The organism is Shewanella sp. 433 (assembly GCF_059338565.1).
Genome location: NZ_CM181703.1, coordinates 1,276,434 through 1,299,256, shown reverse-complemented (window position 1 = coordinate 1,299,256; position 22,823 = coordinate 1,276,434). Strand labels below are relative to the sequence as shown.

The window sequence follows — 22,823 nt, the reverse complement described above, 5'->3', positions numbered from 1 at the left end:
TCGCTCGGCAATCTCAACCCGCTGGCGAGTATCAATGTGGCGTCAATTGTCCGTAAATCATGTTTGTCAGACATCTCTATGGGCGCTGGCGCGCCCATTAATCCAATATTAACGCCAGTAATTTCCCTCTGCTGATATTCACGCTAAAAATCACCGTCTAAGCCAAGGTGGCTGGGCCTTACAACCTCAACTTAGATTGGCATAAAAACGAGCAATAGGGTATGGTATTTCAAATAATTAGCTTAACTACCTTACTCAGCATTAGCCAGAGACACTCTTTCATCACAGCTATGTCCTGCGCGGCAACTCACGTGCGAGTCATAAATAGGTCACCATCTAGGTCAACACGATAAACGGTAACCATTACGCTATAGGTTACCCTTCAACTAGACTCACATAATGGCGACGGTACTAAACTCTGTTGCAAAGTAATTTTACCGACCTCGCAATGAAAACTGGATTTTAGCGCGACATTTACCCCCCACAGGAACAGGTCTCTATGACGCAAAAATTTCATCATCTGATCAACTCTCTCGATCAGGCTATGACGCAAAATGATAATGAGACAATACAGACCCTTTTAGCCAGCGCATCGGCCGCCGAAGTGGCCCGCGTGATTGAATCCTTGCCGCAGAAAGAACGTCTTATCTTGTGGCCCATGGTCCCCACTGCACTCTACGGCAAAGTCTTATTAGAGCTTCATCCTGAACTACGCCGTCCGCTTATTTCACAAACCGATGAAGATGAGCTTATCGCCAGCCTCAGCGTCATGCAGATGGATGAATTAGCCGATATCGACAGCGACTTACCCATCACAGTGATCTCGGCCATGGTACAAGCCATGGACTCACAACGCCGCGAACGTTATGAGCAAGTCAAACACTATCCCGACGAAACCGCTGGCGGTTTAATGGATGTCGACATCACCGCCGTGCGCGCCGATGTTTCGATAAAAGCCGCCCTGCGATACCTGCGCCGCTTAAGGCAGCGAGAAGGCACCCTACCCGACCATCTCGACAGTTTAATGGTGGTTGACCGTAACAACATATTGCTCGGTATTGTGCCGCTAAGTCAGTTGGTCTCTAACGAACTAGATCTTAGCGTGCGACAAGTGATGTTTACCGAAGTCACCAGCTTTACCCCATTCACCCCAGACACCACAGTCGCGCAAGTGTTTAAAGATAAAGATCTTATTTCCGCTCCCGTGGTTGATGAGCAACATAAGCTTATCGGCCGTATTACCGTCGATGACGTCATTGATGTTATCCAAGAGGAAGCCGATAAAGAGGTATTTTCACGTGCGGGCTTAAATAACCATCCCGATATGTTCGCCCCAGTGCTGCAAAGCTCAGCGCGACGGGCTATCTGGTTAGGCATCAATTTGTTAACCGCCTTTTTGGCCGCTTGGGTCATCGGCCTATTTGAAGCGTCAATTGAAAAAATTGTCGCCCTCGCCGTGTTGATGCCCGTAGTCGCAAGCATGGGAGGGGTTGCCGGTAGTCAAACCCTTACCATGGTCACTCGCGGCTTGGCACTCAATCAGGTGAACAGCAAAAACATGCTTAAACTGATTGGTCATGAGTTTAGTATTGGCCTATTAAACGGTCTGCTGTGGGCAGCCATTGTCGCCATTATCGCCTTTCAATGGTTTGGCGATTGGCAGTTGGGTATCGTCTTTGGTTCGGCGATGATTATCGTCTTGCTTGCTGGTGTCTTGGCGGGCACAACCATTCCGCCAGTGCTACGCAAAATGGGAGTTGATCCCGCACTCGCCGGCGGCGTGGTGTTAACCACAGTCACCGATGTGGTTGGCTTCTTTGCCTTTCTCGGGTTAGCGACGATCGTGATATTGTAGGTGATGTCACCTCACCTTGGGATGAAGGTTTGGCATTTTTTTACTTTGTTTGGGTAATGATTGGCGGAGTCTTTTTGGGAACGGGTGTTTGAAGGTCAACCTTCATGGCAATCTATCACCTGCGGTGAGCTTATGTGCAAACACTTCAGCGACACGGTGAGTGAAGCATAGCTTCGTGCTTATGAACGAGAGACAGGGATTGTCGAACTGGCTTTTAGATAGGGGTATCGTTGTGAGCCGTCCATGGACGCTCCACGGCGGTATCTGACCTCCATGGATGGAGGGAATGCCAAAAAATGTAAGGAACATTTTTTGTCCATGCCGCCAAGGGCCAAAACCGCGCTTACACTGGGCCATTTTCTCTCTTCGATTTGGCTTCATTTGGGACTCATAATGCGTTAAAGCACACTTAGTTCTGCCCCAAAGTGTGCTGGTCTTTGAAATAAAGGTCGATGACATTTGATTTAGTGAATGTTGGTTTGATGTACTTCAAGGCGTACCTTCAATGGCAGTTAATTGCCTGCCGCAGGCTTATGTGCAAGCGCTCTTTTGGCTCGGTGAGTGAAGCGTCGCTTCGTGCTAACGAACGAGAGGCAGGGATTGCCGAACTGGCTTTTAGATAAGGATATCGTTGTGAGCCGTCCATGCCGCCAAGGGCCAAAACCGCGCTTACACCTATCTCTAACGCTTCTTCGATTGGACTTCATTTGATACGACTAGTGAGTTAAAGGCTAAGAAGCTTTTGCCCCAAAGTTTGGTGGCCTTGGCATGAAGAACAATGACATTTGCTTGAGTAGCGGCAGGCAGCATTCTCATTTATTGAAAGTGTTTGAAGGTCGAACCTTCACTGTTATTAATCGCCTGTCCGGCGGGGAATGTGCAAGCGCTCTTTTGGCTCGCTGTGAATATATCCCTATACGCTCCACGGCGGCATCCATGCCGCCAAGGGCCAAAACCGCGCTTACACCTATCTCTAACGCCTCTTCGATTTGACTGCATTTGGTGTGAGTGGCGAGTAGAAAGCTAACTTAGTTTTGCCTCAACCTTCATTCGAAGGCCATGATAATTTTGTCCAAAAACAATTTAGCTTTTAACGGTTCAGTGGATGCCAATTACGGCTAAATCGAAGAGAGTGATAAGTCGGTGTAGGTATGGCGGTGGGGGTTGGTGGCATGGCCGCTCTTTGACATCCATGTCACTACGGCATTTGTGAATCCATTCACATCAGATGCCACCGTCGAGCTTATAGGGATATACTTGCAGCGCCCCACCGAAATACCTGCACGAAAGGCATGCTGCAAGCAATTGGTTGCCATGAAGGTTAACGCTACCATCAATCCATAAAAACTAACTCGACTAAATGCTACCAGTCAAAAATGTCTACACCTTCATTCGAAGGCCAAGATACTTTGTCCAAAAATAATTTAGCTTTTAATACCCAGAATGAAACCTAGTGGGGAGTCGCTTAGATAACCACGCAAAACCTACTCATGAGTCTGTGCAACAACTGCCGAGCGTTGCAAGCTAATGACTCCATCGAGGTGAATATCCCGCTGCGGGTAGGCAATGACAATCTCATGCTCGTCAAACAGTTGATAAATGCGAAAGCGGATATCGCTGCGGATCTTACGGATCTCCGCTTCAGAATTAGCACACAACCAAAATATACCATCAAAAATTAACGCGTTATCACCAAAATCTTCAAATATGGCAATGGGCGCTGGAGACTTTAAAATATCATCACGTTCATCGAGTGCCTGCTTAATCAAGCGCGCCACTAGCGTCACATCGACGCCATAAGAGACCCCGACCCGCACCGTCGAGCGGGCGTTGTTGTCGATTAAGGTCCAATTGGTGACCGTGTTTTCCAGCAAGTGGCTATTGGGCACTAACATATGCACCCCGTCGCTGCGGCGGATAAGCGTTGAGCGGGTATTGATGCTCTCTACCACTCCTTTGGTTTCGCCTATCTCTAAAAAATCACCGATACGGATCGGCCGCTCCCACATTAAAATCCAACCGCTGATAAAGTTATTAATGATATTTTGCGCGCCAAAGCCCACACCAATCGCGACGGCGCCAGAGACAAAGGCAAAGGCTTTGATGGGGATATTAAGGATCTCGAGACTGGTGACTAAGATAACCGCGATGGCCAACACCAAATAGATGCGCGAAAACAGATGCACCGCATCGGGTGCCACCTTACGTGATAATAATGATCGCCGGATCAATTTACCAATACGGGTAACCACAAACCAGGCTAACAGCAGCAGCAATGGCACCTGTAGTACCTGCGAAACGGTAATGGGTGAGCCATCATAGGTAAATAACACAAAAGAGAGTAACTCGTTAATACTTTGCCAGCTCATCGGTGTCCCCAAGTAATGGTAATGAATACTTGAGTATAACAGCCTGATTTGAAACTGGTGTTTCAAATCAGGCTAACAAAGCGGAAACCATAAGCTGAGTGGCTGGCCCAATATATTCTTGCCGCTCACAGTGAGTTTATGTTGCGGTGAGCGGCTTAATCACCTTATGTTCAATCACCGTCGATAAGATAAACATCACGAGGTAACCGCTGCCCAGCGCGAGGATCACCGCCACCACATTGTCGGTTAAACGGGTGTAACCGTAGTAGCTGCCAATCAAGGCTAATATGCCGCTTATTCGAATGAATAAACTGTGTAAAAACAACCCCCGCGCCTTGATATAGGCCAGCTGATAGCCATTGAGCATCATAAAAATAAAGAACATTGAAAAGTGCATCAACACCGGGGCCGCCTTGCTATAGGATGCCGGAAACAGCGTATCGACCAGCCATTGGCCACATAGCAGCATCGATAGGAAAAAGCTCAGCGAGACCAGTATCGACACCTTATACACCCAACGCTTGATCAGGCGCACTTGTTCAACTTGCTGCTGGCGCACACACACCGCCAATTCGGGTAACACAAATCGATAAATAGGAAATACAAACAATAAGGTTAAATAGGCAATCACAGGCCGAACCACCACCTGAAAATCGCCTAACTCATCGACACTAAAGTGGCCGATGGTGAGCAATACAGTAATGTAGATCATAAACAGGCTGGCGCCCGCCTCTAGCGCCGAGGTAAAACTTTTTTGCATAAAGTTTTTCAAACTGGGGGTCATGCTTACCGACCCTAACGGTGTGGTGGCGATAAGTTTGCGACGCCTCACAAACATATAGCCTGCCACCGCTAGCGATGACAGCATCAGGCTGTAAAACAGCGAGGCGATGGCGCTCTGGCGCAGTAGGTAGTAACAGATCATAAACGCCGCCACCTGGCCTAAGGGGTCTAACCAGGTGACCTTATTTGAAATGTTGTACATACGGTACATGGCAATTTGATTGGTAAAATAGACCTTAAGGCCCATCCCCAAAATAATGCCCACCAGATGAAAATAGGCCACATCGATGTGCAACTTATGTTTGATATAGGGCAGCACCACTCCCCAAGTCAGTAATACCATCACTATCAAGCTGTATCTAAATAGGTTAGTGATATCTTTATCGTTTTGGGTTTGCGAGTAGCTCACCACCATAGAGGCGCGAAAACCTGTCATCAAAATTAACGACAGCGAAATAATATCAACCACAGTGTGGTATAACGCCAAGTCGGCTTTAACCACCCATTGCGCTAACCAAATTTTAAATCCAAATCCAATCGCAATACTGACAAGTGTCGCCCAAATCCCTGCAACAAAAGCGCTTTTCACGCGCTCAATGGGAGCTAACTGCATGATATCCTCTGACTATGGCGGCGCTGTAACGTTTGATGAATGGCTAATCACCTTGCCAAACCCACTATAAGTACAGCCAACTAAAAAGGGCCTGATAATGAGGCGAGTCGCCAATCCGCTTGGCGAGAACATTAATTAAAAACAACTCATAAAAGTGACACAAAAAACATCCCAATAAAGTCACGCGGTATTTTAGCAAACAACGGCTTAGCAAAACGTGAGCTGGCTAAACCCTCGAAAAATAAGTTATCCCTAAAAGCACCAACCATACCGACCGACACAGCACCGCCACTAAATCAGCCCCCAAATTAATTACCATTCAAACAATGTAAAACCCTCTGAGTAAGTCCAAGCTGCTGAAAAATTAGCTCATAACTGGAATCTTTAACTTCAATAGTGTTAAGATAGTTAGACCACTAACTATTAGCACTCTAACTACTTGGCGTGCAGCTAGTGTTACTTAACCACACTATTTATGCTCAGGAGGGCACAATGTCGTCAGACAATGCAGCGGAAGAAAATCTCATAACCACCATTTGGCAGAAGACAAAAACGAGACTAAAGGAGGGAGTAGAGTTGATGTGTTTGTTAGCGATTTTAAGCACCTATCTCTTTGTCATGTTGAAACCTAACGGGATTCATAATAACAAAGCGTTAGGAGGCCAATAATCCATGCATTACCTCACTTATGTATCGCTGGCCATCTATTTTATTGCCATGCTCAGCATCGGGTTATTCGCGTATAAACGCTCTACCAGTGACGTTTCGGGCTACATTCTCGGTGGCCGAAAAGTCAGCCCTCAGGTAACCGCTCTTTCGGCGGGCGCCTCTGATATGAGTGGTTGGATGTTGATGGGTCTGCCAGGGGCGATGTTTTTGGTTGGTTTTGAAACTATTTACATTGCACTTGGACTCTTACTCGGTGCGCTTGTTAACTACTTAATTGTTGCACCTAAGCTTAGGGTTTACACCGAAGTGGCGGGCGATGCGTTAACCATCCCTGAGTTTTTTGCCAAGCGATTTCATGATCCCAGCAGTAATATTCGTATTATTGCTGCCATCATTATCGTGATCTTCTTTACCCTCTATACCTCAGCCGGTTTAGTGGCGGGCGGAAAACTGTTTGAGTCGGCCTTTGATGTTCAATATGAATTTGGCCTTATCATTACCTTAGGTGTGGTGGTCTCTTATACCCTGCTGGGGGGCTTTTTAGCCGTCAGTCTAACTGACTTTGTTCAGGGGTGTATCATGTTTGTCGCATTGATTTTGGTGCCTGTTGTGGCCTACCAAGAGTTCACCACTGCCGATAATATGATGAATTTTGCCTATGAATCGATCCCTCATTTTGGTGAAGCGATGCAAAATGTCACCTTACTTGGGTTGATATCTAGCCTATCTTGGGGCTTGGGCTACTTCGGTCAACCGCATATTATTGTGCGCTTTATGGCGATTCGCTCGGTATCAGACATTAAAGTCGCTAAGCGAATTGGTATGAGCTGGATGACAGTTACCATCATTGGTGCCTTAGCGACAGGCCTTATCGGTATTGCCTATGCCAACAAGTTTCAGTTAAAACTTACCGATCCCGAAACCATCTTTATTGTCTTTTCAGAGATCTTGTTCCATCCAATGATCAGTGGCTTCCTGTTAGCCGCTATTCTAGCCGCGATCATGAGTACCATCTCATCGCAGCTGTTGGTGTCATCGAGTTCACTCACGGAAGATATTTATCGTGTGGCATCAAAAAAAGAAGCAACCGAAGAAGAGATGGTCAAAATGGGTCGATTCGGTGTCGCTGGTGTCGCCATCGTCGCCAGCTTATTGGCCATGGATCGTTCTAACAGTATCTTGTCGCTAGTCAGTAACGCATGGGCAGGATTTGGTGCAGCCTTTGGTCCACTGATCTTGTTTAGCCTACACAAGCAGGGCTTAACTTACAAAGCAGCCATTGCCGGTATCGTTTCGGGTGCCGCTACCGTATTGTTTTGGATTTATGCGCCAGTGCTGGCCGATGGTGAAGCCTTAACCAGCGTCATGTATGAAATGATCCCAGGCTTTGTGGTCAGTAGTTTAGTTATCTGGATCACCAGTATCTTCTCTAAAGATCCTTGCCACAAAACGATCAAGACGTTCAATAAAGCCGGACGCGTACTAGCAGAAGAAAGATAATTAGGGGAAGCAACATGGCAGATTTACACTGGAAACGCATTGTCGTTAAAGTGGGTAGTGCCTTAATTGCACCCCACAAACAAGGCTGCAGCAGCCACTATCTATTGGGTATCGCGCAGTTTATTGCAAACTGCCGCGCCAACGGATGCGAAGTGGTATTGGTTTCATCAGGCTCTGTGGCCGCTGGCTGGCATCGATTTAATGGCATAGATAAGCCGTCGGTATCGGTAAAAAAAGCGATGGCCGCTGCGGGTCAAGCAGACATGATGGCAACGTGGGACAAGTTATTCGATTTCCCCACTGCGCAGTTGTTAGTGACTCATGGTGATTTACGTCATCGTGAGCGCTACATCAGTATTAAAAACACCATCTTCAGTTTATTGGAGCATGGCTTGCTGCCAATCATCAACGAGAACGATGCCGTGACCACCGACAAGTTAAAAGTCGGTGATAACGACAACCTCTCGGCGATGGTGGCCGCCGCAGCCGACGCTGATGCGCTGATCATCTGTTCCGATGTAAAGGGCTTGTACACCAAAAACCCGAACATCCATGATGATGCCAAGCTGATAAAACAGGTCAGCGACATCAATGACAATATCTATTCGATGGCGGGCGGAGCCACCAGTGACGTGGGTACAGGTGGCATGCGTACTAAGATTGAGGCTGCTGAAAAAGCCATCTCTCACGGCATCGAAACTGTGATAGTCAATGGCTTTGACGGCGACACCTTTACCCAACTGCTTAAAGGGCAAAATCCGGGGACCCTGTTTACCCCGTTTGAACACCCAATGCAGGAACATCTGCACTGGATGACCCATACCTCGCAAGCACAAGGTGAGCTGATCGTCGAAAATGATTTCGATGGCGACTTAGATCACCATACACCGCTGACCAGCGACGATGTAGTTGCCGTAACAGGTAACTTTTCCGTCGGGGATACGGTATTAGTGCGCAAAGGCGATGGCACTAAACTGGCAAAAGCCAAATCCAACTACAGCAGTTGTCTACTGAACTTTATTGCGGAACAAGAAGATCGCGAGTTTGCTAATGATGTCCAGCAAAAAACTGGCGCGATCATTTCCGACAAAAATATCGCCATATTGGAGTAAATATGAGCTTAATAAAAACCTTATCTCAAGATGCCGCGTTAGCTGCACAAACCCTTGCGGTACTCGATGAACAATTAAAAAATACTGTGCTATTGGATATGGCACGCGCCATTCGTGCTCACAGTTATGAGATCCTCAGCGCCAACATGATTGATCTGGCTAACGCCGATGCCGACAAACTTGGCGCCGCTATGATAGACAGATTAAGCCTCAACCCAGAGCGGGTGGAGGCCATGGCCGAAGGCATTGAAACCATTGCCTCACTGCCCGACCCTATCGGTGCTGAGCGCGACATGGGCAAGCGTCCCAATGGCTTAAATATCCGTAAAATGCGCGTGCCACTCGGGGTGGTTTGCATGATCTATGAGGCGCGTCCGAATGTGACTGCCGATGCCGGAGCCTTATGTTTTAAATCGGGCAATGCCGTTGTACTGCGTGGCGGTAAAGAGGCGCTGCAAACCAGTAAGGTGATCGCCTCAATTATGCAAACGGTATTGACTCATTATGGCTTGCCGCCTGCGTTGATTACCGTGGTGCCCGACCCCGATCGCGCCCTGATGTTAGAGTTGATGCAACAACGCGATTATATCGATGTCATTATCCCTCGGGGCGGCGAAGGCTTAATTAACTTTGTCACCGACAACAGTAAAATACCTGTCATTCAGCATTTTAAAGGTGTTTGTCATCTGTATGTCGATAAAGATGCCGACCTTGATAGTGCCTTAGCCTTACTGCTTAACGGTAAGACCCAGCGCACCGGGGTGTGCAACGCCTTAGAAGGCCTACTGGTCCACAAAGAGATTGCCGCCGAGTTTTTACCTAAAGTGGCCTCAGCCTTAGCAGAACATAAGGTAACCATTAATGCCTGTGAACATGCCAGCCCACACTTTGACGCGTGCCAAGTGATAGATGAGCAAGATTTTGGTCAAGAATACTTAGATCTTGAAATCGCCATTCGCCAGGTGAATGACTTCGAGCAGGCTATCGACCATATTAGACGTTTTGGTAGCCACCACACCGAGGTGATCAGCACCCAAAATGAGCTCACAGCCGCCCGTTTTCAGCGAACAGTCGATGCCTCTGTGGTTATGGTTAACGCCTCTTCTCGCTTCTCTGACGGCGGCGAACTCGGCTTGGGTGCCGAGATAGGCATTGCCACCACCAAGCTGCATGCCTATGGCCCCATGGGCATTGAATCATTGACCACTGAAAAGTATTTAGTCAGCGGTGACGGACAAATACGCGCATAACCCCTTCGACTCGGCAATCGCTCATCAATTAAAGATAGATTGCCGAGTCGCTATCACCGCATCGACATCCCAGCTACAAACATCAATAACATACCTCAAGGAGACCGTTATCTTTAATCAGGACTCACCCTTAGACCCACAATTGCGTATTGCCTTCATCGGTGGCGGTAATATGGCCAAAGCCATCATTGCCGGTCTACTCAAGCATGGTCACTCCAGTCAACACATCTTGGTATGCGCACCGACTCAGGCTACGCGCAGCGAAATGGTGGAGCAGTTTAATGTGCGCGTGCATCAAGACAACAGTACCGCTGCTGCATTCGCTGACGTGATTATCTTGGCGGTTAAACCCTTTATTGTGCCGCTAGTGTGCGAAGAGTTAGCCCCGGTAATTGCACAGCATAATGGCGATAAGCTCGTCATTTCGATTGCCGCAGGCGTGAAACAAAACACCATTAGCGCTAAGCTTGACGATCATCAACGGGTGATCTGCGCCATGCCAAACTTGCCCACCGCCATAGGTAAAGGGTTAACCGGCCTATACGCTCCTAAACCTAGCTTGCAAGCCGATCTCGATACCGCCGACCACCTGATGCGCGCCGTTGGTGACACCGTTTGGCTGCAAGAGGAAAGCCAAATGTCGACCATAGTGGCAACCGCTGGCAGTTCACCAGCGTACTTTTTTCTGTTTTTAGAAGCGATGGAAAAAGCCGCCATTAACCAAGGCTTACCTCAGGCGACAGCCACTAAAGCCGTGTTGCAAAGTGCCATGGGCGCCATTGCTATGGCGATGGACAGCCAATACGATTTTGCCACGCTGCGCCGCCAAGTGACCTCGCCAAAAGGCACCACAGAGCAAGCCATACTGGCGTTTCAGCACGGTGAGCTTGATGCATTAGTCGCTAATGCGATGGACTCTGCCGCCGATCGCGCTAAAGAGCTCTCTCTGGGGTAAACACCGAGAAAGGCTCACCGCTCATCTTATCGCGGCAAGATAATCGACGGGGCACAAGTGCTTAACGCTTATGCCCTTTTGCTATCACGCGGCGACCAACCTAAGCCCCTATTTCGCTGTTAAACAACTCTATTACGCAGTGAAACAGCAGTGCTCTGGACTCAATGCTTCCTTTATCACAGCCCGTTTATACACGGTTAATAACATCTATTTTCTCGCGGCGTGACCTCAGCGGGCCCAATTAACCGAATGTCAGCGACTAAACCACTAAGTCCTAAGTCCTAAATCCTTAAATCCTTAAATCCTTAAGCCACGCTGATCATGCTACTAGGTTTGAAAGCCACCTAAGCTGCAACTATCTTAATAACTGACACTAGGTCGATAACGTGCTTAATCACTGATCTTAGAATTATTTCGAAAACGTAATGGTTAGCCACTATTTATCGCATCAACTGGATTGCCTAATAACAAAAGAGGAAGGGAAGCATAATGGCTCAGCAACCACTTAATCATATCCCCCAAGAAGCTTTCGATTGGTACGACGAATACGCCCATGGCGTGATTGATAGACGCACCTTTATGAAAAAACTGGCCACACTCGTTGCAGTAGGTTATTCAATGACCTTGCTCACCTCGGCATTATTACCCAATTATGCCTTAGCAGAGCAGGTCTCATTTAATGACCCGGACATTAAAGCCAGCTACCAAGAGTTTGACTCACCTAACGGCCATGGCAAAGGCCGCGGCTATTTAGCGGTGCCAACGCAGCTACAGGGGCCGCTGTCCGTGGTATTAGTGGTGCACGAAAACCGAGGCCTTAACCCCTATGTTAAAGATGTTGCGCGGCGCTTAGCCAAAGCAGGCTTTGTGGCCTTTGCCCCCGATGCACTATTTCCCCTTGGGGGTTACCCGGGTAACGACGATGAAGGTAGAACCATGCAAAGCACATTAGCTAAGGATAAGATTCAGCATGATTTTGTCGCTGCAGCGCGCTTCTTAAAATCTCATCCATTAAGCAATAGTCAACTCGGTGCGGTGGGCTTCTGTTTTGGTGGCTATATGGTCAATTATTTAGCGGCGGTGGACAGTCAATTATTGGCCGCCGGAGTGCCCTTTTATGGCACCCCTGCCACACCTGAGCTGCGCAGTAATATCAAGGCGCCCTTACTTATCCAACTGGCAGAACACGATGACAGGGTTAATCAAACTTGGCCTGAGTATGAGCAAGATTTAAAGCGTATTAACGCCAACTATCAGATGTTTACTTACCCCAATACCCAGCACGGCTTCCATAATGACTCGACTCAGCGTTACGATGAACAAAATGCCGAACTGGCATGGAGTCGCACCTTAAGCTTTTTTAAACAGCATCTCAGCTAAAGAGCACCTTTACTAAAAACGATGCTTATAAGATCAAAAAAGGCGAATGGTAAGCCATTCGCCTTTGTTTATCGCCACAATAGCAATCACTTCCCCCAAGGATTATTGGGATCTTGTGATGGCGCTGGGCGATTATGACCCGAACGCTTATTTTGTGCATAGGCATCTTGAGCGCGTGGTTTATCTTTACCGTATTGAGGCCGCGTCTTATTTTGCTTCATCGCCTCATAATCGGCAGTGGCTTTAACGCGCATTTCCTCAATTAACTCAATCGTTAACTCTTGTGGCTTACGAGGCACAATGCCATAGGCAAAGCCACGCTCTCTAGGCTTGAGTTCAAATTGCGCTGCATCACCTTTAGGCATGCGCTTAAAACGATACAGGTAAAAGCTTTCAACCCGCTCTCTGGCCCACTCAGTTTTTTTCAAAAACTTAAGGCAAGCCGCCATATTAGGATTGGTATTAAAACATTCTAAGCGCAACGCCGCGTATAAAATTTTCCAATCATAAAAATCGACGAGTTCAGTGACCATGGTTTCTAAACCTAGGCCATGTAATGGGTTGTTTTGCTGCTGTTCAATCATGGAATTTCCAACGACCGCCATTGCGGTGTCTACAGTATTTGCTGCCAAGCTTGTGCTCAAGCAGCAGTGAATTAGGGTGTTCGAGTACAGTCGATATGCATCGCCTTAAAACCGGCGCACGCCTATATAATTTACTCGCTATGATACCAATAAATCGTCCTGTAGACCCAACAAATATTACCGCTTAAGCCGTAACTAAAAATAATGCTTGTCTGAGTAGTCATATAACCATTGTGGGCGATACACCACCATCATGGTCACTGCCATACCATTGAGTAGCGCTTCAGGAAAACCCAGCAAGGGAATTAACAGCAAATAGTTATCTACCAAGTAATCCCATGGGTAATCACCACTTAACCATAGCCAAGCAGACCAAGCCCCCATATGAAACACCATAGAGAGCAAGCCATTAATAAAAGCCGCGCAAAAAATATAGATAAACAGATGATGCGGTAAATATTGATACACCATGCTGTAAACGGCATAGCAAAGAAACAGGGGCAAGGCGATGGCAACCAATGTATAAATTGCAAAATCAAAAGGTTGCTTTAAAATAAAGGTGGCAAAAAACAGTACAGGTAATAGTGCTATGACCGTTGCCAGACGCCAGCCAAACATTAGCATAAGGGTGACGAGACCTAAAAAATGCAGGTGGATGCCAGCGGTAATACTGGCATCGAGTAACCATAATCCATTAATGGCAAAGGTGGTTAATAACAACCGTGATTGCAACGCTTTATCGTTGATCAGCGTCTTTATATCGGCGCTCGGCCAAATCGCCCATAACCAAATGAGCAGTAGCGATAGCGAGAACAACTGGGCACCGCCTAAATGCCAATTGATATCGCTGAGTCGCTGCAGTAAAAACTCCGTCATGCTCTCTCCAATTAGCACTAGGCTTTATCTTAAATTGGTGTACGTAATCAATTAGCTCCTTGGCGCAATACTGCTCAGTATATTATGGCTGACATGGTTAAGCGCACACCTGATTACGGCCTTTTTTCTTGGCCTTATACAAGGCTTTATCGGCCTGCTTCATGCATTGCTCAAAATTTTGATCACCGAGGTGCTCGGCTAGCCCAATTGATACCGTGACACTGACAATACGCTGTTTATCGACCGCTTTTTTATTACGATTTTTGCTCGCATGGCTATTCTGATTAGCTTTTCGCTTAGTTTCTCTGAGCACAATGTCGTAATCTTCTATCGATTGCCTCACCGCATCGAGATGTTCAATTACCTGTTTAGCTTGCTTATTAGCAAACACAATAGTGAACTCTTCACCACCATAGCGAAATGCCTTACCGCCGCCAGTGACCTGCGACAGTTTTACCGCCACCAACTTAAGCACTTGATCGCCCACATCGTGGCCATAAGTATCGTTAAACTTCTTAAAGTGGTCTATGTCGACCATTGCGACTGTGTATTTTCGACCTAAAGACAAACTGAGATTAAACAGAGCTCGACGCGAAGGTAAGCCGGTGAGCTCATCGCGATACGCCAAAAAATAAGAGTCAAACAGTACAGTCAATAACAGGAACACGGCGATCATATTGAGCTGCACCGCCAACGACTGCCAATCAGCAGCGTAATAATGCATCAGCCATACAATAAACGTCAGCCCAAGACTCGTATGCACTAAGTTACTGTCTTTAATCAGCTTAAACAACATGACCGCGCCAGCTAAGAATACCGGTAATGTGGCTAAGCCATTGGCAGACAAGAAAGGCAGATAGCGTTCACGCACCTGCTGCGCCATCTCTGGAGAATGCTCCAGTAGAGTTAACCATAAATAAGCCGCTAAAAAGCTTAATGTAATAATGCCAAGACGTACCAAAGTATGGATACTGAGCAAACCACGGTCTTTGATGAAACAGAATGCCGCAGTGATGACCCCGCCGCCAATAAACACCCATTGATAAGCCTCTCGACTTAGCAGTCCATGCTGGGTTAGCGCATAAAACAGCAATAATAAGCTGGCAATATAACTGAGGCGACTACGATTAAATTGCAGCGCGATCAGCGCCGCAATGGCAAGTAACCAATATGGCATCACCTGTATGGTATCGAGCCAGCCCACCCAGCGAGCACTAAAATAATCGATGGCGCCCAATAACAGGCCAGTAAGCAATAACGGGGCAAGCAGATAGCGGCAAGAGTGATAAAAATGACTCAAAATTTCTCCAATAATCACCATATTCAACATAGGTAATACAGGCAGGTCGTCAATAGATGCCTGTAAAAATGTGGCGGTCCAATCCAAGGCAGCAAAATAAACAAACTGAACGATGCAACTGACTCAAAGCGACCGTTTTGACGTGGCGCTAAAGTACTGCAGCCAGCATTTAATACAAATACCCGCGTGAAATGAGATAGCACACTAACGCAACTGACAATCTCATGGCTTAATAAAAATTGCGCCAAAATTTGAACCAGTATAATCAAAGAGTGAGATTTTTAATGCGTTTAGCCTCACCTCTTGAGCATTGCGAGGCGATTTGACAACCATTATCTCTGGATCACCTAGGGTATTTAATAGCCAAGTTCAGCGGAGTCGGAGAGGATTAAGATGCGCAGTAGGGCAATTAATAATTGCCTACTTCATTAGGCGTTAAAAAGCATTAATTGGCAAAGCGAAAAACAAAAAGGCCAGCAGTATCTGCCAGCCTCTATCCTACAATCGTTGCCAGTGACTAGGTGTCACGTGCACAACGCTAATACCATCTTGGTTACTTAATCTTGTCAAACATACCTTTGTTGGCTTTCTTCGCCAATTTATCGTTGCGTTTTTCTTTAGCCGTTTTTAAAGGTTGTTTCTTGTTCTCTTTACCGCTTTTATGTTCTTTACTCATTTTTAGCTCCAGTGTTTACTGGGGCATCTTAGCTAAGGCTAACCGTTCACAGCTTAGTCATTTTAACGAGCGTTTGATGTCCTGAAGTAAACGTAAGTTACTTGCTCAATATGCAATACACACTATTAATACAACGCATTAATTTAATTAGTTAAAATTGGTGTGATGTCAGCTTCCTACCTGTGCATTAAGACCCCTCCATACTAGCACTAAACTCAGCGATAAAAACCAGTGATTCATTAGAATAAGTTAAGCTAATCCTAGATGTTACAGTTCTAAGGACGATACCATTAAATCGCTTTCACGCCCTCTAGACTGTCGATTCCTCAGGTAGATAGTTAATCAAAAATGATAAGTTATCGATAGCTGAATGAAACGCTAACCCCTTTACATACCTCTGGGGTTCAACCTAATCCTAGACCTTGTCATTTATCATTCAGCAAACTGCCGCTAAAAAATGGACCATACTCTTTATTTCAGCAGGTATTAATACTACTCATTAAACTTTTTTATTTATAACTATCATATTAATTGCTTAAAAAATAAAAAAACACACGATAAAATGATCAGGCTTGCTTTATTTTTTTAGTTGGCCTAATGTATAGGTCAGTTCATTAAAAACGAACGACCATTATAAAAATCGCTCTAAAACTTAGCTATTACACTAGGTGAAAATTGCAACTCGTAATTAGTGAGTAAATAGTTTTAGAATGGCATTTATCACAGAGGCTAACTTAGATAAATGCTAGTAACATTAAGCGTACAACCCCCCTTTATTAACAGCGACTGGAGATGTAAAACCTATGTTTACCGATACATTTTCATCACTATTCTCCCAGAAAAAGTGCGCCCCAATTCTAAGCTGCAACTTTTTCGTGCTAACGCGCTTCTCACTTATATTCCCAGTATAAGCCGGGCGCTGCTTGCGCTCGGCAAAATCACTAAATAAAAAATATTAATATCGATATAAGCTGACAAACTTACACCTCGAATTAATCTTTTCTCACTTTTAACCTACTAGAGGAAATATGATTACTTCATTTATTAAAAATGTATTTCAGACATTAACATTAAAAACTGAATCTTATTATTTACAGAATAGCTTTAATGCATCTTTGCGCCCCACAGCACTGGCTGGTGTTATTGCAAAATTAGATGATCTTCAAGATAACGCTTCAAGCGATAAAATTGGTGTCGGGTGCCAAGTCAGCCTTGTGAATATGCAAGACCAACAAGAATATCAAATAGAACTGGTCTACCCGCCCAAACACAAGCCCAGCGCAGGACGTTTTTCAGTTATTTCTGATTTAGGCGCCAGTTTACTGGGGCAGTCTAAAGGGGAGATGGCTCAAGTTAATATTTTAGGCAAACCAGTGCTCTTTATTATCACCCAGGTAAGTAGTAACAAGAAAACCCGCACGACTTTACACTAAAGCATGCTCAGCTCCGTGGCATCATGCTTATTTTACTCGCTGTTGGTGGCGGCTGGCGGCGAACGTCGATAACCCAAAGCACAAGGCTTAGGCTGACATGCTCATGTAGAAGGAGATGTTATTTTGAAGGCATTTATTGGCCGTGAAGATTAATCTAACTTGATAAATCATTAAGCCGTTAACCGCATTTTGGGGCGACATTTACTCAATAGCATGGCAGCGCTTTTAACGTAAGCGCCCAAAAATATCACCAGAAGCGATATAAATTGTATGACGCTTCAGTGAGGTTAACTCTTAAATATCAAATGGATTAATGTATATAACGCCTCAATTTGAGCTGGAAATAATAATTGAGCCCAAGCGATCAAAATCGAATAACGGCGCGGTATTTGATGGCGAGTTAAACGTTGGAGTCGATATCTATGAGTAAAGAAAAGGCAAAGAAAGCGCCACAACGCTCATTAAAAGAGAAACGTAAAGATAAACGCGAGCGCCAAAAATCGTCCGATTAGTTTATCGCTGCAAGCATGAAAGTCATGTTTAAGGCATACGCCTCTTTGAAATGATAAGTCATCGGAGCCTAACAGATCATTGAGCAGTGACCGTTAGGCTCCTTTTTAATGTTTGTACCATACCCGTTTTACCTTCAGCAACTCCCCTCACCTATCACATTGAGTAAATAAGCAAAATAACCCAGATACGTCTTTTTAATGCATAGCCTCTGCGAATGTTAAGTTGTCTATACTCATTGAGGCTCATACAGCACAGGTTCGAATGAGCATGTAGATATCTTACTCACCGGAGCAAATAAAATGAAAAATCTGTTAATTATCTTATTGGGTACCTTATTGAGTGGCACGATTGTAGCTAAAGACAGGCTTGAAGTTTATCAGGATTATGAACTGGGCAGCGAGATCATTGCCATCACCACAGTGCGTATCGACCCTAATATGGGCGACGTCTACTTAGCGGGTCTGCGCGATAGCTGGGTGAAAGCGGCTAACATTCAAAAAGAACTGGGTTACATTAAAGACTGGAAAATTTATGGCAGCGATCTTCCCACCAGTGGTGATTTTAATATGTTGTTAGTGGTCACCTTCGAAAATGCCAGCGACTTGGAACCCAACAAACAAAAGTACGATGCTTTCATGAAAAAATGGACTGAAGCAGATAAAAAAATGTCTGAAGAGATCTCTGCAAAATACCCCGAGGTCAGAACCCTCACCGGCGAATATCGAATGCGAGAGATCATTCTCAAGTAATCCTACGCTCGAGACTTAAGCATGAAGATTATCAGGCTTAAGTTACCGTCTCAGACGATGGCAATCATATCGTTCACTCCTTCGCTTACTAATAATCCACTGCGGCTTATGACCGCAATACGTTAGCTGCAGTGGCGCGCCTTATAATTTGTGAACTCAACCGCACAACTTTACATTTATTTAATTGAACTTCTTGTTGAGAGTAATTATCATTCTCATAAATAATTTTAAGTTTACGTATTGGCTTAACCATAAAAGCAATCTTGCTTTTTATGATCGCCACGTAACATTAATCACGGAGAATCTGCCAGCAATACCGCTGCGTAGAGTGAGAAGATCAATATGAATCTAGTACCAGCATTAAAGTGGTTCCATAATTGGGTCGGTTTTTGTGTCAGCATCACCATGCTACTCGTATTAACCACTGGAGTGTATTTAGGCAGCGTCGATATCATTAAGCGGCTCGATAACCACGGGCAGACATTTATGCACTTATCCACTGAGCAGAAAGCCGCTGCTCTGCAGTCGCTATTTGAACGTTACCCTGAAATGACCACGGTACGCTTTCCTACCGAGTACAAACCCTATATTCAAGCATCGATGCGCGGCAAGTCTATCGCGTTCGATAATCAGCTCAATGAGCTGTCTGTCAGTGCCTCTGCCGACATTCCCTTTTACAGCACTATTTTTTGGTTACATCGTAACTTTTTACTCGGCGATGTAGGTAAGTACACTAACGCTTGGGCATCACTGCTGGGCGGCGCAATCACCTTGGTCGGTATTTATCTGTGGTGGCGTGTGCGCAAGTCGTTTCGACTCAAGCAGAGTATTCCGCGTAACACTCGCTCCAGCAGCTTGGTAAAAAGCCATATACAACTGGGATTATTTATTTCTGTCCCGCTATTTATTTTGTGCATTAGCGGCTTTTTAATTACTTACAAAGGGCTGTGGATCGATGCAGTAAAATCAGTGCCATCATCGGATATACCATATCCGGTTAGCCAACAAAGTGACTGGCTGAGCCAGCTGAATAACGCCCAGCAATTTTGGCCTGAATCTCAGTTGGTCGCCGTGAGTAAGCCGCGTAACAACAAGACACCCGAGCTCATCTACAGCATACGCTTTGATAGCCACAGCGATGTCTGGTTACGTGAAGCCGACCAAATCAGTATGAATTATCAGCAAGGTATCATTCAGACTGCACTCAAACACAGCGACAGACCACTTTCGGGTCAAATAGCGACGTTTGTTAGACCACTGCATGATGCGCTCAATATGCCACTGAGCTATGTGGTGCTGATCACCTTAGTATCCGGTGTCGGCACACTGATCTTATCGTTTAGTTTAGTAACCTTTTGTCGACGCACCTTTAAACGTAAGCGCAGTTACGCACTTAATCTCCAGCATTAATGGTTAGCCAGTAACCCCCTTAGGCTCAGATAGCCGCCCGCTATCTGAGCTTTATGCACGCCATATCCCACAATTATTTCACTGACGCAGCAAAATGGCCCATCAGGGGTATGAGTTTGGTATCGCCCACGGACATGAAGGTCTCTATCAATCTCTATCAATCTGCAAATCTTGTCTTGGCCAATAGCACGTTAAGGCTCAGTAGAATAATTCATAAGGTGAGGTAACATATCCCCTAAGCGCTCCAGCCCAGTTCCAACCCAAGAGTCCCTCTTAGCTTAACCTCCCAATAACCTCCTCAGCCCCCCCCTTGGCCCCGTGTTTTTGTCGGTTAAAACTTTGCTAACAATTATACGGTTGACATTTTTTGACAGTCTTACAAGATAAACAACATCAATCAACAAGCTACCACCAGCAAGGAAGAATATAAAACAATGAAAAAATCCTTAATAGCCATCGCATTGGCCAGCACTTTTCTTAGTGGCTGTGGCACATCTGATGTAAATACCAGCGATGTAAAAAGTGAAGTCACCACCCCAAGCAAGCAAGCCGAACTGGGCAGCTTTGGGGTCGATTTAACCGCGCGCAACTTAGCCGTTAAACCTGGCGATGACTTCTTTATGTATGCCAGCGGCACTTGGTACGACAACTACCAGATGCCAGCCGATAAGACTCGTTATGGTGCATTTACCGCATTAGCCGAGCGCAGCGAGAAACAGGTCAAAGAGATCATCGATGATATTGCCGCTCGCGATAACCTTAACGCCGAAGAGCAACTAATTGCCGATTTCTATAACGCCTATATGGATACCGATACCATCAACAAACGTGGCATCACCCCTATCCAGCCCACCTTAGATAGCATTGCGGCTATTGATTCTACCGACGATTTAACCACCCTATTTGGTCAGTCTTGGCTTATCGGCAGCACCTCACCCATTGGGGGTGGGATGTGGTTCAATCGCCTCGACCCTAACCAATATGAGATGTCCATTGGCGCTGGCGGCTTAGGCTTACCCGATCGCTCCTACTATTTAGAAGATAGCGAGCGCTTCGTTAATATTCGCAAGGCTTATGTGACTCATATTGCCGATATGCTGGCTTTTGCTGGTATTAAAGATGGCCAAGTGCGCGCCGAGGCGATTTTAGCGTTAGAAACCAAGATGGCCGAAGGCCAATGGCCCAGAGAGAAGCGCCGCAACCGTGATTTGACCCTCAATCAAATTAAACGTGAGGACTTAAGTAAACAATATCCAGGTTTTAACTGGGATCGCTATTTTGCCCAAACGGGCTACCAAGTCCCGCAGCTGAATATTTCTCAGCCTGAGCCAGTTAACGCCATGATCGCCTTAATTAATAATGAGGATTTGGCTAGCTGGCGTGATTACCTCACCTTCCACACCATCAGTAACAATGCCGAATTATTGTCGGAAGATATCTACGCCACCAGTTTCGATTTTTATGGTAAAACCTTAAGCGGTCAGCAAGAGCCTCGCCCACGTTGGAAGCGTGCTGTAGAGCAGATGTCTGGCACGCAGTCACTGGGCTTTGCTATCGGAAAAGTGTACGTGGCGCGCTACTTCCCTGAGTCATCGAAGCAACAGATGGCGCAATTAGTAGAGAACCTACGCACTGCTTTAGGTGAGCGCATCGATGGGCTCGACTGGATGGGCGACGAAACCAAAGTCAACGCCCACGCCAAACTCAAAGCCTTTACCCCCAAAATTGGCTATCCCGACGTATGGCAAGAGTTTGATGGTTTAACCCTAAGTCGCACCGACTTAGTCACCAATGTCACTAACCTCAGAGAGTTTTTTAGAGCCGATAGCGTCGCTAAAGAGCTAGAAAAAACTGACCGTAACCGCTGGGGCATGACACCACAACGCGTTAACGCCTACTACAATAGCTCGTTTAACGAAATTGTTTTCCCTGCGGCCATCTTACAGCCACCGTTTTTTGATCCTAACGCCGATCCTGCGGTTAACTATGGCGGTATTGGCGCCGTTATTGGTCACGAAATGGGACATGGCTTCGATGACCAAGGCTCAAAGTCTGATGCGAATGGCATTCAACGTAACTGGTGGACAGATCAAGACCGCGCCGCCTTTGATGCCAAAGCCGATCGTCTTGCTGAGCAATACAGTCAATACGAACCGCTTCCTGATAACTTCGTCAATGGCCGCAATAGCCTAGGGGAAAACATCGGCGACGTGGGCGGTTTATCTATGGCCTATCATGCTTATAAGCTCAGTCTCAACGGCAAAGAAGCCCCAATTATCGATGGCCTCACGGGCGATCAACGCTTCTTCTTGGCTTGGGCACAGGTGTGGAAAGAAAAACGCACCGAGCAGAGCATGCTCAACCAACTGCGCGGTGGCACTCACGCCCCGGGCCGTTATCGCGCGCTCGCGCCACGTAACCATGATGCATGGTACAAGGCGTTCGACGTGCAACCTGGCGATGCGTTATACCTCAGCGAAGAAGAGCGCGTGCGCATTTGGTGATCCAAACAAGATAAGCGTGAACTAAGTGATAGCTAAGTAATTACCGAGCAATATCGCTTATTGACCACGCAACTAAACTAAAATGCCAGTCACTGTGACTGGCATTTTTATAGCTTACATGTCTATTCCTGCCCAACTTTACCCGCATCAACGCCTCACTGATCTCGAAAATAACCTTAACATCATCTGCACTACCGCACAGACTTTAGCCAGCCACAGCCCAGTAACTTGACATCAATCACGTATTAACTGACTATCAACAACACTAAAAACTCAAAAGCATTACCAATTA

General features: G+C 46.1%; 16 protein-coding genes. 10 read left to right on the top strand and 6 right to left on the bottom strand.

Translation table 11 applies throughout. From position 1 onward, the window contains the following. Positions 1–499 precede the first annotated feature (499 nt). A complete protein-coding gene (gene mgtE, locus AC5YB1_RS05835; protein WP_494521094.1) occupies positions 500–1,855 on the top strand; it encodes a magnesium transporter in 1,356 nt (451 codons plus the stop codon). Between the two features lie 1,484 nt (positions 1,856–3,339). Here the strand turns inward: mgtE and AC5YB1_RS05830 are convergent. After that, complete coding sequence (locus tag AC5YB1_RS05830) at positions 3,340–4,224, bottom strand: mechanosensitive ion channel family protein (protein WP_494521093.1); 885 nt, start codon at positions 4,222–4,224, stop codon at positions 3,340–3,342. A gap of 136 nt (positions 4,225–4,360) precedes the next feature. Then, the gene (locus tag AC5YB1_RS05825; protein ID WP_494521092.1) at positions 4,361–5,620 is read right to left on the bottom strand and encodes a hypothetical protein; all 1,260 of its coding nucleotides are present in this window, start codon (positions 5,618–5,620) and stop codon (positions 4,361–4,363) included. Positions 5,621–6,292: 672 nt separating this feature from the next. On the opposite strand from AC5YB1_RS05825, the gene putP reads away from it, so the two are divergent. The 5 genes from putP to AC5YB1_RS05800 all read left to right on the top strand — a co-directional run bounded on the left by putP (position 6,293) and on the right by AC5YB1_RS05800 (position 12,486). Next, entirely contained in the window at positions 6,293–7,789 is a 1,497-nt protein-coding gene (gene putP / locus AC5YB1_RS05820) for a sodium/proline symporter PutP (protein WP_494521091.1), read from the top strand. Positions 7,790–7,803: 14 nt separating this feature from the next. Beyond that, on the top strand, positions 7,804–8,901 hold the full coding sequence (gene proB, locus AC5YB1_RS05815) for a glutamate 5-kinase (protein WP_494521090.1): 1,098 nt from the start codon (positions 7,804–7,806) through the stop codon (positions 8,899–8,901). A gap of 2 nt (positions 8,902–8,903) precedes the next feature. Beyond that, positions 8,904–10,151, top strand: a complete 1,248-nt coding sequence (locus AC5YB1_RS05810; protein WP_494521089.1) for a glutamate-5-semialdehyde dehydrogenase — start codon at positions 8,904–8,906, stop codon at positions 10,149–10,151. Continuing rightward, positions 10,129–11,106: a pyrroline-5-carboxylate reductase gene (gene proC, locus AC5YB1_RS05805; RefSeq protein WP_494521088.1), complete on the top strand. Its 978-nt coding sequence runs from the start codon at positions 10,129–10,131 to the stop codon at positions 11,104–11,106. Before AC5YB1_RS05810 ends, proC begins: the two co-directional genes overlap by 23 nt. 489 nt (positions 11,107–11,595) lie before the next feature. Next, positions 11,596–12,486 (top strand): dienelactone hydrolase family protein, encoded by an 891-nt coding sequence (locus tag AC5YB1_RS05800; protein ID WP_494521087.1) that lies wholly within the window; start codon positions 11,596–11,598, stop codon positions 12,484–12,486. An 86-nt stretch (positions 12,487–12,572) separates the two neighbouring features. Here AC5YB1_RS05800 and AC5YB1_RS05795 read toward each other — a convergent pair whose 3' ends face one another. The 4 genes from AC5YB1_RS05795 to AC5YB1_RS05780 all read right to left on the bottom strand — a co-directional run bounded on the left by AC5YB1_RS05795 (position 12,573) and on the right by AC5YB1_RS05780 (position 15,922). After that, positions 12,573–13,070 carry a VF530 family protein gene (locus tag AC5YB1_RS05795; RefSeq protein ID WP_494521086.1) on the bottom strand — a complete coding sequence of 166 codons (498 nt, stop codon included), beginning with the start codon at positions 13,068–13,070 and terminating at the stop codon, positions 12,573–12,575. Positions 13,071–13,265: 195 nt separating this feature from the next. Next, positions 13,266–13,946, bottom strand: coding sequence for an energy-coupling factor ABC transporter permease (locus tag AC5YB1_RS05790; RefSeq protein ID WP_494521085.1), 681 nt, complete (start codon positions 13,944–13,946; stop codon positions 13,266–13,268). 97 nt (positions 13,947–14,043) lie between these two features. Continuing rightward, positions 14,044–15,246 carry a GGDEF domain-containing protein gene (locus AC5YB1_RS05785; protein ID WP_494521084.1) on the bottom strand — a complete coding sequence of 401 codons (1,203 nt, stop codon included), beginning with the start codon at positions 15,244–15,246 and terminating at the stop codon, positions 14,044–14,046. A 553-nt stretch (positions 15,247–15,799) separates the two neighbouring features. After that, positions 15,800–15,922, bottom strand: a complete 123-nt coding sequence (locus AC5YB1_RS05780; RefSeq protein WP_494521083.1) for a hypothetical protein — start codon at positions 15,920–15,922, stop codon at positions 15,800–15,802. 1,028 nt (positions 15,923–16,950) lie between these two features. Here AC5YB1_RS05780 and AC5YB1_RS05775 point away from each other — a divergent pair. The 4 genes from AC5YB1_RS05775 (at position 16,951) to AC5YB1_RS05760 (ending at position 22,531) form a co-directional block, all read left to right on the top strand. Then, positions 16,951–17,355 carry a GreA/GreB family elongation factor gene (locus AC5YB1_RS05775; RefSeq protein ID WP_494521082.1) on the top strand — a complete coding sequence of 135 codons (405 nt, stop codon included), beginning with the start codon at positions 16,951–16,953 and terminating at the stop codon, positions 17,353–17,355. Positions 17,356–18,167: 812 nt separating this feature from the next. Then, positions 18,168–18,617, top strand: coding sequence for a hypothetical protein (locus AC5YB1_RS05770; RefSeq protein WP_494521081.1), 450 nt, complete (start codon positions 18,168–18,170; stop codon positions 18,615–18,617). Positions 18,618–18,959: 342 nt separating this feature from the next. After that, complete coding sequence (locus AC5YB1_RS05765) at positions 18,960–20,027, top strand: PepSY-associated TM helix domain-containing protein (RefSeq protein WP_494521080.1); 1,068 nt, start codon at positions 18,960–18,962, stop codon at positions 20,025–20,027. A gap of 434 nt (positions 20,028–20,461) precedes the next feature. Next, the gene (locus AC5YB1_RS05760; protein WP_494521079.1) at positions 20,462–22,531 is read left to right on the top strand and encodes a M13 family metallopeptidase; all 2,070 of its coding nucleotides are present in this window, start codon (positions 20,462–20,464) and stop codon (positions 22,529–22,531) included. Positions 22,532–22,823: the final 292 nt, after the last annotated feature.

Excerpts from the sequence above, each read along its gene's own strand:
- mgtE (WP_494521094.1), top strand. The coding sequence starts at position 500 with ATGACGCAAAAATTTCATCATCTGATCAACTCTCTCGATCAGGCTATG.
- AC5YB1_RS05830 (WP_494521093.1), bottom strand. The coding sequence starts at position 4,224 with ATGAGCTGGCAAAGTATTAACGAGTTACTCTCTTTTGTGTTATTTACC.
- AC5YB1_RS05825 (WP_494521092.1), bottom strand. The coding sequence starts at position 5,620 with ATGCAGTTAGCTCCCATTGAGCGCGTGAAAAGCGCTTTTGTTGCAGGG.
- putP (WP_494521091.1), top strand. The coding sequence starts at position 6,293 with ATGCATTACCTCACTTATGTATCGCTGGCCATCTATTTTATTGCCATG.
- proB (WP_494521090.1), top strand. The coding sequence starts at position 7,804 with ATGGCAGATTTACACTGGAAACGCATTGTCGTTAAAGTGGGTAGTGCC.
- AC5YB1_RS05810 (WP_494521089.1), top strand. The coding sequence starts at position 8,904 with ATGAGCTTAATAAAAACCTTATCTCAAGATGCCGCGTTAGCTGCACAA.
- AC5YB1_RS05800 (WP_494521087.1), top strand. The coding sequence starts at position 11,596 with ATGGCTCAGCAACCACTTAATCATATCCCCCAAGAAGCTTTCGATTGG.
- AC5YB1_RS05795 (WP_494521086.1), bottom strand. The coding sequence starts at position 13,070 with ATGATTGAACAGCAGCAAAACAACCCATTACATGGCCTAGGTTTAGAA.
- AC5YB1_RS05790 (WP_494521085.1), bottom strand. The coding sequence starts at position 13,946 with ATGACGGAGTTTTTACTGCAGCGACTCAGCGATATCAATTGGCATTTA.
- AC5YB1_RS05780 (WP_494521083.1), bottom strand. The coding sequence starts at position 15,922 with ATGAGTAAAGAACATAAAAGCGGTAAAGAGAACAAGAAACAACCTTTA.
- AC5YB1_RS05775 (WP_494521082.1), top strand. The coding sequence starts at position 16,951 with ATGATTACTTCATTTATTAAAAATGTATTTCAGACATTAACATTAAAA.
- AC5YB1_RS05770 (WP_494521081.1), top strand. The coding sequence starts at position 18,168 with ATGAAAAATCTGTTAATTATCTTATTGGGTACCTTATTGAGTGGCACG.
- AC5YB1_RS05765 (WP_494521080.1), top strand. The coding sequence starts at position 18,960 with ATGAATCTAGTACCAGCATTAAAGTGGTTCCATAATTGGGTCGGTTTT.
- AC5YB1_RS05760 (WP_494521079.1), top strand. The coding sequence starts at position 20,462 with ATGAAAAAATCCTTAATAGCCATCGCATTGGCCAGCACTTTTCTTAGT.